Origin of the sequence: Terasakiella sp., assembly GCF_048267425.1 — a bacterium.
In the GTDB taxonomy this organism is placed as follows: Bacteria; Pseudomonadota; Alphaproteobacteria; order Rhodospirillales; family Terasakiellaceae; genus Terasakiella.
This window is the reverse complement of sequence record NZ_JBLWXN010000016.1, coordinates 23,319-36,722: the sequence shown is the minus strand read 5'-3', so window position 1 is coordinate 36,722 and position 13,404 is coordinate 23,319. Positions and strand designations below refer to the sequence as shown.

The window sequence follows — 13,404 nt, the reverse complement described above, 5'->3', positions numbered from 1 at the left end:
GATCGACCATTTTGTCACCGGACTGGATTTCCGTTTTACTCATGGAGATACGGGCCGGATAGACGAGACCCTGTTGTTCATCTTCAATGGAGTCACGCGATAGGCTGAGTACGTCGCCTTCAATCGTTCCATATTTGGTGAAGGGGAAGCTATCGACTTTAATCTCAACATCTTGTTTTTCATGGACGAAGCCGATGTCTTTGTTGAGAACTTTGACTTCAATTTCCAGTCCACTATCTGCCGGAACGATGGAAAGAAGTTCTTGAGCAGGGGTGACGACACCGCCAACAGTGTGAATGGCAAGTTGTTGAATCTTACCGGAAACCGGCGCAATCAAGGTTTGATGGCGGGTGCGTTCTTTGGCTTTGATGCGTTCCTGTTCCAGTGAATTGGCTTGTTGTTCTGTAAACTTATACCAAACTCGTGCCGTTTTCCATAGTGAATCATATATCAGCCCTTATTGGAATCCCTTACGAGTCAAAAAATCACGGGTTTGGTATTAGAGGTCTGTTAGAGTTTGTCTGACAAGACCATCTTCTACATTCCGTAAAGACCAAGGAAAGCGGACATACATCATCACTGCGAGGTGGATTACCTCTGGAGAGGATTTAAAATATCTAAAATGCTTGTTCATCATGCAAGAATAGAATGAAACACAGCGACCTTCAATTTACTCTGACAATTCCTTGACAAGCCCCCCCTAGATATCAACGCCGGGTGGTTTTACCAAATGATCATCTGGCTGAGACATGCTTTCATAGGCACGCATCAGGTTGCCTTCAATTTCAGCGGCTGTTGGATGCGGGAAGACTTGTTCGATATTGTCTGGAATTGGCGGTCTGGGGGGAAGGCCAATAATTTCAAGATGAGGGGCCTCAACGCTTTCAAGTAATTTGAAGGGGTTTTGATCAACCAATTCAACTTGATTATCTGTTGTGATTTTATAAACCGCATCCAGAAAAATAAGACGTTCAATTGATTTAAGAAAGTCGATGCCGTGTTCGCCGTTTTTGTCTGTCATAGTGCCATGTTCAAAATCAAATTGGAAATCGGACGACATCCCTAAAAAGAAGGCTGTATCAATACCTTCGCCACCCAACATGATGTCATTGCCTTTATCACCGATAAACAGGTCGTTCCCTTTTCCCCCTGCCATAAAATCGTGCCCGTCCCCACCGAATAGGCGGTCATTTCCGTATGTGCCAAGGATTTGATCGTTTTGTTCACTGCCCAGAAACCTTCGCCCTGCTTGTGCATGTTCAAACATTTGTGTGAGTGCATCACGTGGATCAAAGGGAAGGTGATTACGTATAAAGTCGTGAAGTCGGCTATCTGGTCGATCTTGAAAGTCGAAATGATCTATTTCTTCGTAAATCGAAAAATCAATTTGGCTGTCGTAGCGTTCAATTTCTGTACTTATGTTATCGGCATATAAGTCTGTTGTGGACCAATCTGCGATTGTAAAAGATTGGCTGCTTTGCGATGAAACGGAAGAAATATCGTAGGATTGCCACGTCGTGAGGTTGCTCTCCTCGTTATTGGTTGTGGTGTAATATGTACTAAAGTAATTGTAAAGCCGATCAAATCCATCCAGTTGGACCAATTGTTGATAAGGCAAGATAAATGTCTGGTCCGCAAAGATCAGTTCTTCCACATTGGTGGTTTCTACAAAATTGCCATCGGTATCTGTGATTGTGGTGCTCTGATCTTCTGTCCAATGAATGGTGTAATCATTAAAATTACCGTCAAAGACAATACTGTCCCATCCGTCTTGTGCATCTACAAAATCATGCCCGCGACCCGCCATGATCATATCCTGTCCCGCGCCGCTTAGGATGATGTCATTGCTGTATCCTGTGCTTATGATACGGTCATTGCCAAAGCCCGTGATGATTTTGATCGTGCCATAGTTGGGGTAGGATGTTGTCAGGGATATAAAATTATTACCGTCGCCGGCGTTAATCGTATGAGAAACTGGATGCGAAGAGGTTGTTTTTTGTTGAATTTCAACAATGTCGCTGCCTGCATTTGTATGAATATCTGCCGATAAAACATTTGTCAGGTTGATATGTGTAGGCATAGTCCCTTGAAATTCAGTCGAGATTTTCGCAACATCGTGTAAGGTGACTGATCCACCATTGTCACCGGTGATGATATAATGTTCATCCATGCCAGATTGTTCACTAAATGCATGCTTAATGGCGATATTCTCTGAATTGGAGATATAGCGTTTGGTGATATCATTTTCTGTAGATGTCGGAAGATTTAAATTCAGAAAAGAAAAACCGTTTTTCAAGACGGAATCAAAATATGCATTGAAGTCCATATTCTCGCACCTAGACAAAGTCCAGTAGAAATAATCCACCAGATGACCGCAGGAATAGCCACAATGTGGCCGTCAACTTTTTGTATTTCCTGCCTTTTTTCATAAAAAGCAGGCGATGCCCTAGAGTGCGAGCAAGTTCTGTGCTCGACGAAGGCATTATTGTTATTTCGTCCGAAGAGATCAATAGGAAAAAATTGCCTACAAAAAAAATTAAAAAAGTGCGCCAGTTTTTTCAAAGCTCATGCGTGAGAAGGGTATGCGAGAAAAATCGCTATGTGAAGATAACGGGCAGGGCCACCGGTCCCCCGTTGTGACCCTAGAAAAGGAGAATGACCATGCCCGTCATTACAACCAATACCGCGGCCAATACCGCATTGCGTTATTTGAATGATAATACTGATGCGCAAACAGAAAACCTTGCACGCATTGCCAGTGGTTCGCGTATTACAAAATCTGCTGACGATGCAGCTGGTTTGGCGATTGGTACGCGGATGCAAACAGATGTTGCGACGCTGGAACAGGCCCGGACCAATACGGATCACGGTGTGTCGGTTCTTTCAACCGCGGATGGGGGGATGTCCTCGATTTCAGATATTCTGCAACGAATGAAATCCCTGTCTGCTCAATCGATTTCTGGGACGGTTTCAGCGACTGAACTGGGCTTTATTCAGGCGGAAATTGATGCGTTGGTCACCGAGATTGATGATATCACTGCGGCAACAGCGTTTAACGGTCAGGCGTTGTTGGATGGGACGAATAATTTCAGTAACGGGACAGGCGTTCTGTTTCTGGCTGGAACGGAATCAACAGATACATTAAGCGTGACAACGGCTGATTTGACAACGGCGACACTGGTTGTCAATGCGTTGGATGTGGAAACGGATGACGCATCACGTGCGGCTGCGATGGATGCAATTGATGCGGCCATTGATACAGTGTCCTCAGCACGTGCAGATGTCGGGGCGCAAATGTCACGATTTGAATATCGCGCTTCTATGCTGGATACCTCGATTGAAAATATCGATGCAGCACAATCGGCGATTATGGATGCAGATATTGCGGCTGAACAGGCGCAACTGGCTTCAAACCAAGTCAAAACAGATGCGGCAATTGCGGCGTTGGCACAAGCCAACCAACTGCCAGAAGGCCTGATGGATCTGCTTCGTTAAACGATTGATCCTAAAGGAAGGGAGATCTCTTTCGATGCCCGCCAGAGGTCTCCCGCACCTTTTGCCCGTACTTTTTTGAATGAGGGTTAGAATATGGTAGATGATGTCTCTTCGACTTTGGTAACAACGTCTTCAACAACCTACATCAGTGGTTTATCAGGGTTTGACAGCAGTGCCCTCATTGAGGCCGCAGTTCAGGCGAAACTTGCACCGGCTTATGTGCTGGAGGCTCGTGTGGAAGAAGATGAAGCGGTCTTGTCATCCTATTCTGAAATGGCCAGTTTACTGGAAACATTGGAAGATACCTTAAATGCGCTTCGTAACGAACCTGGTACACTCAGTGATCCTAGTGTGTTTGAAAGTCGTGCGGCTTATCTCAGTTCCGATGATAGCTCGACACCTGGTAATTATTTCGGGGTTGTTGTGGATGAAAATACGGAACCAACCAGTTACGAAATTCAAATACAGCAATTGGCAACAGCCCATAAAATTTCCAGCGATAGACAATCCAGTGAAACCGATGCTTTGGGCTTGGACGGTGTTTTCAGTCTTGGGACTGGAAGTTCAAGTGCTGATATTACAATTGCAGCGGATATGAGCTTGGAAGATGTTCGCAACGCCATAAATGACAGCAGTGATAAAAGCGGTGTAAGTGCTTCGATCCTGCAAGTCAGTGACACGGAATTTATACTGGTTTTGAGTGCCAGTGAAACGGGGCAGGAAATCTCACTTAGCAGTGTAAGCGGTGAGGATATTGCACAGAATTTGGGGATTTTGAATACAGATAGCAGCGTTAAAAATGAACTGCAAACTGTACAGAATGCGATTTTAAGTGTTGACGGTGTTCAGGTTGAACGTTCCACCAATTCAATTGATGATTTGATTGAGGGTGTTTCTCTTGATTTGTACGGTGCCAATCAAGATGCGACGTTTACACTTGAACTTGATTATTCCTACAGTGACGTAAAAGAAGAGCTTCTGGCTTTTGTAGATGCTTATAATGCCTATCGGGAGTTTGCTCTTATCCATCAGGATGTGGATAGCTCCGGTAATGTGAGCGAGGATGCGATCCTGTTTGGCGACGATGTGTTGCGTGGTGTCAATAATTCCCTTTATGACAGCTTGAACGATACATGGGATGTCGATGGTGTGACCTATTCACTCGGGTCCCTTGGCATTACGTTTGACAGTGAAAATGCACTGGAAGTCGATGAGACCGTCTTGGATGCGTTTTTACTCGACAATATTGATGTGGTCGCCGAAATGTTCGAGTTTCAATATGAAAGCGATGACGAAAATCTGATGGTGTTGTCACGTGAAGGGCAAATCGCAAGCGGGAGTTACGCACTGGATATTTCGGTCGATGGAGGGGGGGATATTACCGGAGTCTCCGTCGATGGTGATGATAGCCTGTTTGAAATCGATGGGAATACTTTGACAGGTGTGGCCGGAAGTGAAGTTGCCGGGATGGTATTCGTTTTTACCGGAACAGAAAGCTCAACGGTCAATATTTCGTTTTCTCAAGGGTTTGCAGACAGCCTGTATAATGAATTGGACGAGTATACAAACGTTGTGGATGGCAGCTTGACCGAAGCCAAACGCGCCCGTGAAGAGAGAGTAAGTAACGCAACAAGCGAAATTTCCAGTATTGAAAGCGCAGCCGCAGCAGAAGAAGATCGCTTGATTACTTATTATGCAAATCTGGAGGCAAAAATTGCTGTGGCAAATGCCTTGTCCGATTATCTGGACGCCATAACTTCAAGTGATGATTAGGACATAATATGAATGATTTATATTTAAAGAATGGTATCTCGGCCTATAACAAGGCGGCCGCTAAAATGCCGCAGGCCTCCAATGTTGTTGTGTTATATGACGGGGTTTTGCGTCATCTCAGCGATGCCCGCAAAGCGTTTGAAAATCATCATCATGGTGATATGATGCGATCGATCAGCAAGGCAAATGGCATTTTGCTTGGCTTGCAACAGGTCTTGCGTGCGGACCTTTCTCAGCCTTTGTTTGATAAACTGGATAGCTTTTACGGTTCCAGCATTATTCGAATTTCACAACAACCGCAAAAAAAGTTTGAAGATAACCAATTTCGCAGTCTATTGTCGGCTGTTCGCAATGTGCGTGACGCTTGGGCCGAGGTTGCCGGAAAATCACCCCGTAGTGGACTGAAAAACACGGCACCCGCTCTTAATCCACAGTCGCCTAATGTGCGGATTATGGGTTAGGGTATGACCTTTCTCGCTGCAACGTTAAATGGCCGTATAAGCGCCCAAGGGCGGCATGAGCCAATAGATAAGGCACAAGATCGAGTGAAAAAGGTATCCACATCGCAAGAGGCAGCTCCCTTGGCTGACATGGATGATGCGGACCTGATGGATCGTGTGGTTGCAAACGATCAACAGGCTTATCGTGAAATTGTAAAACGTTACTTCGAGAAAATGTATGCACTTGCTTATCGAATGGTGCAGCAAGGTGCAGATGCAGAGGATATTGCACAGGATGTCTTTTTTAAATTGTGGACCAACCGTGAAAACTGGCAACGCGAAGGGGCGCAGATTTCGACTTGGCTTTATCGTGTGACCCTTAATCGCAGTATTGATTTTAAACGTCGCCCTGTTGGGGAAGATTTGGATATGGCTCCCGAAGTTGAAGATCGTAGCCCCAGTGCGGTGACTTTGATCCAACGATCACAAACCAGTCGCCTTTTAAAAGAGGCGACATCGAAATTGTCCGAACAACAACAGGCCGCCTTAGCCTTGTTTTATCAACAGGAATTATCCAACGCAGAAGCCGCGCAGGTCTTGGGTATCAAGGTCAATGCAATGGAATCATTATTGAAAAGAGCAAGACAAAAGCTGCGCGAGATATTAAAACATTCATCTGGTGAAATGTTGGAGACGATGAGAGAATGACGTTAGACGATTTTCAAGACCTTTTGGATACGTTTGGTGCTTCCCCTTCGGCATGGCCGCAAGATAAGCGTGAACAGGCTTTATTGTTATTGAAAACGGATGATCAAGCCGTTTTGATGCATGAAGAAGCGCTGATGCTGGACAGTGTTTTAGCAGGGGATCCTGCTCCGGTCCCCAGTCCAAATGCAATGGAAAGTCTATTTGAAGATGTGGCCCGTCATGCTCTTGCTGAAGAAAACCGTGGAACTTCACAGGTGTTTACGGAAGCACCTACGCTACAGTTTGGGCGAATTGATCGTTTGATCAACTTTTTCACCCGTCCCTCTGCTGTTTTAGGGGCCAGTGCTGCTGCAGGTATTGTGATCGGACTATGGGATAGTTGGCTTGAACCGGCCCAAGACACTTTTTTGTTTGCAAAATTTGTATATTCTGCACTTCCCTTGTAAAAGAATTACAGGATATTTAGGGTGAGTTTACCAATGGACCATAACGAACAAGAAAAGCGAAAAACAATGTGGAGCAAGCTGTTGCTTGTTGCCTCATTGGCTTTTAATGTGTTCGGGGTTTCTTGGTATGTGACGCATGGCTACATGGATAGCAACTTGCCGATTGCACAAGCTCTTCGGGAATTAAAATCTCAGCCTTCGGAAAATGATTTTAGCGAAGTTCAAATGATTGAAAGCATTAGTCGTGAGTTATCCGATGACGGGGCACGTATTATTTTTCAAGAATATGCTTTGAGAAAACCAAAACTTGATAGACTAATTAACCAACTTGACAGTCTGCAAACAGAATTGAAACAAGAAATATCGCGTACGGTTATGCGTGAAAAAATCTTAAAACAGAACCTTGCACAGACATCCGATGTCATGTCACAGAGATTCAATATCATGACTGAACTGGTTGAATCCGCCTTAACAAAACTGTCTGACGAGGACAGGAAAAAGGTTATTTCAAAAAAATAATTATTTAATTTCAATTCATTAAATGGGATAGCCATCTTTTTTTTGAAAAGATGGTTTTTTTGCGCCAGTTTTTTATCGGATCAGCCGTGGAAAGAGTAACGCCACCCCAAGGGGTAAACTCGAATTCACGGAGTGAAATCATGAGCGAAGTTTCTGCAGCCTCCTCAGCCGTTCAATCTTCTACGACGTCAACGACGCAAACATCGGCAGAAGAAAGTTATCAGATGTGGATTTCCATTCTGGCAACACAGTTGGAAAACCAAGACCCGACAGACCCGGTTGATACGACGGAATATACCAACCAGTTGATCGGTATCTCTCAGCTGGAACAGCAAACGTTAAGCAATGAAACCATGTCCAGCTTGTTGGTTTCCCTTCAATCGGTCGAAAACGATACGTCATATGGTTATCTGGGGGAAGAAATTACCGCCCTTGGCGATACCGTCCCGCTTTCTGATGGGACGGCAAAATGGATTTATGATCTGCCCAGTGATGCCAGCAGTGTTGAGCTGGAGGTTCAGGATACCGATGGCAATGTTGTCTATACGGTGGATGGCGAAACATCATCAGGCGTACATACCTTTACTTGGGATGGGACCAGTGATGATGGGTCAATTGCCGAAGACGCGCCTTATGTCCTTGCCATCTCTGCCTATAACGATGAAGGGGAACTTCTGGATGTGACCCAATACGTCCAGGGCACGGTCACTAATATTGCAAGTGACGGCACGGAAACCTTCCTTGTGATGGATGGGGTGTCCGTATCGAAATCCACGCTGGCTTATGTGCCCGGCGTCTGATCTGCGTAAGTTTTTTCAAGGAGTAAGAAGCCATGAGCACCAATTCAGCCCTTTATACCGCCACGTCGGCCTTAAATGCGCAAAGTACCAATCTGTCGATCATTTCAACCAACCTCGCTAACTCCAGCACGGTGGGATACAAGGAAAGCTCGGCCTATTTTTCAACCCTGATTACCGATCCTTATTCGTCATCGGCCAGTTCTTCCGGTGGCGTGATGGTCAGTGCACAACAACATATTGATCAACAGGGATTAATCGAAGCATCCAGCAATTCCACCGATATGGCAATCAGCGGGGATGGTTTTTTTGTTGTGACGGGGGCACCCGATGAAGATGTGTTTTATTACACACGTTCGGGCAGTTTTTCCACGGATGAAGATGGTTATCTTGTCAATCAGAACGGATATTATCTGCAGGGCATGGCTGTTGATTCCGAAGGGAATTATATCAATGGCAACAATGGTTCTGTTTCTAGTCTGGAACCGATTAATTTAAATGCGGTGGCTGGGTCGGCAGAAGCGACAGAAAATGTCTCTATTGTCGCCAATCTGCCAGCTGATGCCGAAATAGGTGAAGTTTTTACCACGTCTTCCGAAGTGTTTGACAGCCTTGGCGTTAGTCATACAATTGATTATAGCTGGGAAAAAACAGCGGAAAATACATGGTCGCTTTCGTTTTCCGATCCGGTTTTAAGCTCTGATACCTCCCAAACAACAGGGACAGCGGCGGGTGGCCCAGTGACGATCACCTTTAATGAAGATGGTACACTGGCTTCAACGTCGGTAGATCCCGTCACTGTCAGTGTAACCGGCTGGACTACAGGGGCCGCAGATAGTGTTGTGACTTATGATCTGGGAACTGTGGACGGTACTGACGGTCTCAGTCAATTTGCCAGTGAAAATGGCGATGAACCGACAATTTCCATCACATCGGTTTCACAAGACGGCTTGCGTTTTGGTGAATTTGAACAGGCCTATGTGGATGAAAGTGGGATGGTGATTGCTGTTTTCGATAACGGCCAAAACCGGGCAATTTACCAAATTCCGTTGGCGAACTTTAATAACCCCAATGGATTACAAGGTTTCAGCAATAATGTGTATGCGATGACAGTTGCGTCCGGTGATTACACGTTGAATATTCCGGGCTATGGCGGTGTTGGTGAAATTCAGGGCTATGCCTTGGAAAGTTCTACTGTGGATACGTCCGAAGAATTAACCGATATGATCATCGCCCAACAGGCCTATTCCGCCGCATCCCAAGTCGTCAGCACCACACAGGACATGTTTGACGATCTGATGAGCGCAACACGTTAAGGAAGGAAATAGGCAAATGACCAAAAGAAGAACTCAAACGGAACTCGCGTTGGATGTGAAAATTTCCGGGGAAAACTTACGTATTCTGCAACGTGCCTATGCGGTCTTTGGGGTTGAAGAGTTAACGGCACAGACGGCTTTGGAAGCTGCAAAAAATGTGCGTCAACAAATGGCTGACATGCCGCAGGACGTTCGTTTATGTAAGCAACGCGACATTCTTGCACTCATGGATGATCTTAATCGTTTACGTGAAGGTTTACGTGCTGAACAAGCCCGTGTGGAAAAACAGATTCAGCAACAAACACACAATAAACGTGCCAATGTCGCTTATATGGTGGGAGAAACATCATGTCCCAGCAGGTGATGTCAGAAACCGCTCACGTGGCAGATTTTGATCGTATGATTGAACGTTTGACAGAGATCGTTGAAATCGAAAACGAAGCATTGAAATCTGGAAATATTCATACTTTGCAATCCTTGCAACATGAAAAAGGGCGTTTGTCTTTCTTGCTGCGTCGCAAGTGGCAGGACTACAAAAGCAAATTGAAAAATGCCGATGGTAAACGCCAGAACGCATTTTCGCGTTTGAGCGATAAAATAGATTACTTAAAAGAGGTCATGCAGACTAACGCGCAATTGTTGACCGTGGCTAAAGTGCGTAGTGCTAACCGAATTGAAGCCGGCATGCAGGCCTGGCGACGCCATCATGAAGACAATGCGACATCTTATGGGGGAGACGGTTGTTCCGAGCCTGCACAATATGGCCCCAATATTACTACATCCCGCTTGATCTAACAAACTTGAATGGATCGCAGGAAGGATAAATCATGGACATACGATCAGCATACAGTGCTGCCCTCAGCAGTTTAAATGCAACACAATATGCATCGTCAATTACATCGACTAATATTGCGAATGCCAATGTTGAAGGCTACAGCGCGCAACGGGTGAATACGGCGACAACCTATTCGGACGGTTCAGCGGTCGGTGTTGGTGTGTCTTCTGTATCGGCGTATGTGAATGAAAATCTGTTTAAGTCTTATGTCTCTGCGGTGTCGCAAACCACTTATGCGCAAACAACAGCAGATCATTTATCACAGCTTTTAGATCAATACGGTGCGGTTGATAGCGGCTCGGCGTTGGCGGATTTGATTACGGATCTGGAAACGGCACTTGCAGACCTGAGTGTCACACCAGAAAGCCAAACCGTAAAAAACACAGTTTTAAATGCTGCCGATCAATTGGCATCCACCTTAAACGATTTGTCTTCGGACGTGCAGCAGCAACGAGAAAATGTGGATGGTGATATTGAAAACGCGGTTACGACGGTTAATCAGGCTTTGACTGAAATTGAAGATCTAAACCGTGAAATTTCCGTCAAAACAGCGTTAGGTGAAAATACATCTGCTTTGGAAGATGCACGTGCACAAGCTTTGCTGACGGTCAGTGAAAATATGAATGTCAGCTATTTTACAACCAATACCAACGAACTTCATGTTTATACGACAGGTGGGTTGCCACTTGTTGATAGTCGGGCACACGAATTATCTTATGAATCGACAAACAATGTGAATGCGGTAACATCTTTTGATGACATTACATTGGATGGTCGCGATGTTACCAATCAACTGTCAGGTGGTACAATCGGCGCTTTGGTTGATTTGCGTGATGAAACGATCCCCGCGCGCCAGGAAGAATTAGATGCATTGGCCGGCGCACTTGCCGATACCTTGAATGCTGTTCTGAATACAGGGACGCCTTTCCCTGCACAAAATGGTATAACAGGGCAGGAAGTTTTTGATGGCAGTGATGCGTTTTCTGCCAGTGGGACATTTCGTATTGTTTTAAGTGATGCAGACGGTGAAACGCAATCGGTAACGGATTTGGACCTTTCTACATACGCAACGGTCAGTGATCTGACGGCGGCACTGGATGGAATTGCGGGTGTTTCTGCGTCCATTGATGCGAATGGGCATTTGACGATTTTGTCCGATGATCCCGATCTCGGCATTGCCTTGTCTGAAATGGATAGTGAAGTGGGCAGTGATGCGCAGGGAGTCAGTGATTATTTCGGGCTGAACGATTTGTTCATTGGGGATGATGCTGGAGCCATCAAGGTACGTGATGAGTTGCTGGATGATCCCAGTCTCTTATCTTGTGGTAAATTGAGCCAGGATGCAACACTCAGTGTTGGTGATGTGGCTTTAACAAGCGGGGATGCCTCGGTTGCCTTGGCCTTGCAAGAAGCAATGAATACGACAATCGATTTTGCTGATGCCGGTGCAATGGGGGCGACGACTTTAACATTGGCAGATTATTCAGCCGAGCTTTTGTCCAGCTTTGCATTGGAAGTTTCCAGTGTAGAAACGCAGGCGGAAACCAAGGGATTAATTTCTGAAACACTAGCAAGCGATATATCAAATGAGTCCGGTGTCAATCTGGATGAAGAAGCGGCACGTTTGACCGTATTGGAAAATCAGTATTCCGCATCTGCCCAGATCATTCAAACGTTGAACGATATGTTCAGCAGTCTCATTAGCGCTGTTGCCTAAAGGGGAGGGGAAAAGATGACACGTGTCTCCACATTTGGCCAAAATGATTTTGCGGTAAATAGCCTGATGAAGGTGCAAAGCTCTTTGTCACGCGTTCAGATGCAAGTTTCGACTGAACTCGTGTCGGATAGCTACAAGGATATTGCAGGCGATACAGTTATCCTCAAGGCGTTGGAAGGGGATTTGGAAAAATCCAACAATATGGTTTCAAACGCAGAAACAATTGCGGCGCGTGTTGATACTATGTACGGCGCTGTTGGTAATATGGTCGACATTTTGGCGCAATTTCAGGTGACCTTAAGTAGTGCGATTAGCGGCGAAACTGCAGAAAGTGCAGCTTTAAATGAAAATGCGCAAGCGGCGCTGGACAGTTTTGTTTCACAAGCAAATATCCAAATGAGTGGGCGTTACTTATTTGGTGGCAGTAATACGGCAACGCCACCGGTTGATGTTTCCGATCCGCCCTATAGTGCCCAAACGTACCCGTCCGTTGAAAGTTACGATTATTATCAGGGCGACGAACAGGAAGCTTCTTTTTATACCTCAGATAATGACAAAATCACTTATGGGGTGACAGCGTCGCAAAGCGGATTTGAAAAGTCCATACGTGCCCTTAGTCTTGCGGCAAATGCGACGGAAGCGCCTGTGGATCAAGATGCATTGCTTGAAGCGTATGATCTGATAAATGACGCGTTAGATGAATTACTGGTCGTGCAAAGTGGCCTTTCAACAACGGCATCAAATCTTGAAAGGGAAATTGATATGGAACTGGACTATCAACTGACACTGGATGCCATGATCGGGGATATCAAAAACGTCGATCTGGCGGCCGTGATCGCAGAACAAGAACAACTGCAAGTGCTTTTGGAAGCGAGCTACAATGTGACCGTTTCCATGAGCAAAATGAACTTGTTTGAATTCCTGTCCTAGAGAAACGGCCCCCAAAAAACTGGACAGGGTGCTAAGGTGGGATAGCCGCTTTCGACCTATTATTCCGTCTGCGAGGGGGGAGAATTCCTATAATCTCAGGCTTATGCGGATGATTGACGAGAAGTTTTTCGAAGAGCCTTGTTATGAGGCTCGTCAGATGGTGCGTTTTCTTTCTTTTTTTGGCGTAACTCCCGCAATTCTCGCACAGCTCCTTGTTTGTCGAGCCTCGCATATTTTGCCTGTTGTGACGCATGCCATAGGGACAACCCTGTCAGGGCGACACCCGCACCAATGTGTGTGCGTTTCCATCCCGGTCCACGAACAAACCCTGTGTAGAGCAAGGTTCCCAATGCAACAACCATTCCCCCAATTGTCAGGGTGGTATTGTTTAAGGGGTTGTTACTTTTTTTTCTCATTTGCAATAGACT

15 protein-coding genes are annotated in these 13,404 nt (G+C 45.6%); 12 read left to right on the top strand and 3 right to left on the bottom strand.

What is annotated here, in order from left to right:
* Window positions 1-337, bottom strand: a 337-nt coding sequence (locus ACN0VA_RS16905; protein WP_417822301.1) for an HlyD family efflux transporter periplasmic adaptor subunit, incomplete at its 3' end; no start/stop codon positions are given.
* Between the two features lie 363 nt (window positions 338-700).
* Window positions 701-2,326, bottom strand: coding sequence for a hypothetical protein (locus ACN0VA_RS16900; RefSeq protein WP_417822300.1), 1,626 nt, complete (start codon window positions 2,324-2,326; stop codon window positions 701-703).
* Between the two features lie 335 nt (window positions 2,327-2,661).
* Between ACN0VA_RS16900 and ACN0VA_RS16895 the strand changes: the two genes are divergently transcribed.
* The 12 genes from ACN0VA_RS16895 (at window position 2,662) to ACN0VA_RS16840 (ending at window position 12,976) form a co-directional block, all read left to right on the top strand.
* On the top strand, window positions 2,662-3,495 hold the full coding sequence (locus ACN0VA_RS16895) for a flagellin (RefSeq protein ID WP_417822299.1): 834 nt from the start codon (window positions 2,662-2,664) through the stop codon (window positions 3,493-3,495).
* A 93-nt stretch (window positions 3,496-3,588) separates the two neighbouring features.
* Complete coding sequence (gene fliD / locus ACN0VA_RS16890; protein ID WP_417822298.1) at window positions 3,589-5,268, top strand: flagellar filament capping protein FliD; 1,680 nt, start codon at window positions 3,589-3,591, stop codon at window positions 5,266-5,268.
* A gap of 8 nt (window positions 5,269-5,276) precedes the next feature.
* The gene (fliS, locus tag ACN0VA_RS16885) at window positions 5,277-5,729 is read left to right on the top strand and encodes a flagellar export chaperone FliS (protein ID WP_417822297.1); all 453 of its coding nucleotides are present in this window, start codon (window positions 5,277-5,279) and stop codon (window positions 5,727-5,729) included.
* Window positions 5,730-5,732: 3 nt separating this feature from the next.
* Complete coding sequence (locus ACN0VA_RS16880; protein WP_417822296.1) at window positions 5,733-6,416, top strand: sigma-70 family RNA polymerase sigma factor; 684 nt, start codon at window positions 5,733-5,735, stop codon at window positions 6,414-6,416.
* Window positions 6,413-6,862 (top strand): hypothetical protein, encoded by a 450-nt coding sequence (locus ACN0VA_RS16875; protein WP_417822295.1) that lies wholly within the window; start codon window positions 6,413-6,415, stop codon window positions 6,860-6,862. The genes ACN0VA_RS16880 and ACN0VA_RS16875 overlap by 4 nt, the downstream gene beginning before the upstream one ends.
* A 33-nt stretch (window positions 6,863-6,895) precedes the next feature.
* Complete coding sequence (locus ACN0VA_RS16870) at window positions 6,896-7,381, top strand: hypothetical protein (RefSeq protein ID WP_417822294.1); 486 nt, start codon at window positions 6,896-6,898, stop codon at window positions 7,379-7,381.
* Between the two features lie 140 nt (window positions 7,382-7,521).
* The gene (locus ACN0VA_RS16865; protein ID WP_417822293.1) at window positions 7,522-8,181 is read left to right on the top strand and encodes a flagellar hook assembly protein FlgD; all 660 of its coding nucleotides are present in this window, start codon (window positions 7,522-7,524) and stop codon (window positions 8,179-8,181) included.
* 32 nt (window positions 8,182-8,213) lie between these two features.
* Window positions 8,214-9,494, top strand: a complete 1,281-nt coding sequence (flgE, locus tag ACN0VA_RS16860; RefSeq protein ID WP_417822292.1) for a flagellar hook protein FlgE — start codon at window positions 8,214-8,216, stop codon at window positions 9,492-9,494.
* Window positions 9,495-9,510: 16 nt separating this feature from the next.
* On the top strand, window positions 9,511-9,858 hold the full coding sequence (locus tag ACN0VA_RS16855) for a hypothetical protein (protein WP_417822291.1): 348 nt from the start codon (window positions 9,511-9,513) through the stop codon (window positions 9,856-9,858).
* Window positions 9,843-10,289 (top strand): hypothetical protein, encoded by a 447-nt coding sequence (locus ACN0VA_RS16850; RefSeq protein WP_417822290.1) that lies wholly within the window; start codon window positions 9,843-9,845, stop codon window positions 10,287-10,289. Before ACN0VA_RS16855 ends, ACN0VA_RS16850 begins: the two co-directional genes overlap by 16 nt.
* A gap of 32 nt (window positions 10,290-10,321) precedes the next feature.
* Window positions 10,322-12,046, top strand: coding sequence for a flagellar hook-associated protein FlgK (gene flgK / locus ACN0VA_RS16845; RefSeq protein WP_417822289.1), 1,725 nt, complete (start codon window positions 10,322-10,324; stop codon window positions 12,044-12,046).
* A 15-nt stretch (window positions 12,047-12,061) separates the two neighbouring features.
* On the top strand, window positions 12,062-12,976 hold the full coding sequence (locus ACN0VA_RS16840) for a hypothetical protein (protein ID WP_417822288.1): 915 nt from the start codon (window positions 12,062-12,064) through the stop codon (window positions 12,974-12,976).
* 101 nt (window positions 12,977-13,077) lie between these two features.
* On the opposite strand, the gene ACN0VA_RS16835 is transcribed toward ACN0VA_RS16840, so the two are convergent.
* The gene (locus ACN0VA_RS16835; RefSeq protein WP_417822287.1) at window positions 13,078-13,392 is read right to left on the bottom strand and encodes a hypothetical protein; all 315 of its coding nucleotides are present in this window, start codon (window positions 13,390-13,392) and stop codon (window positions 13,078-13,080) included.
* Window positions 13,393-13,404 lie beyond the last annotated feature (12 nt).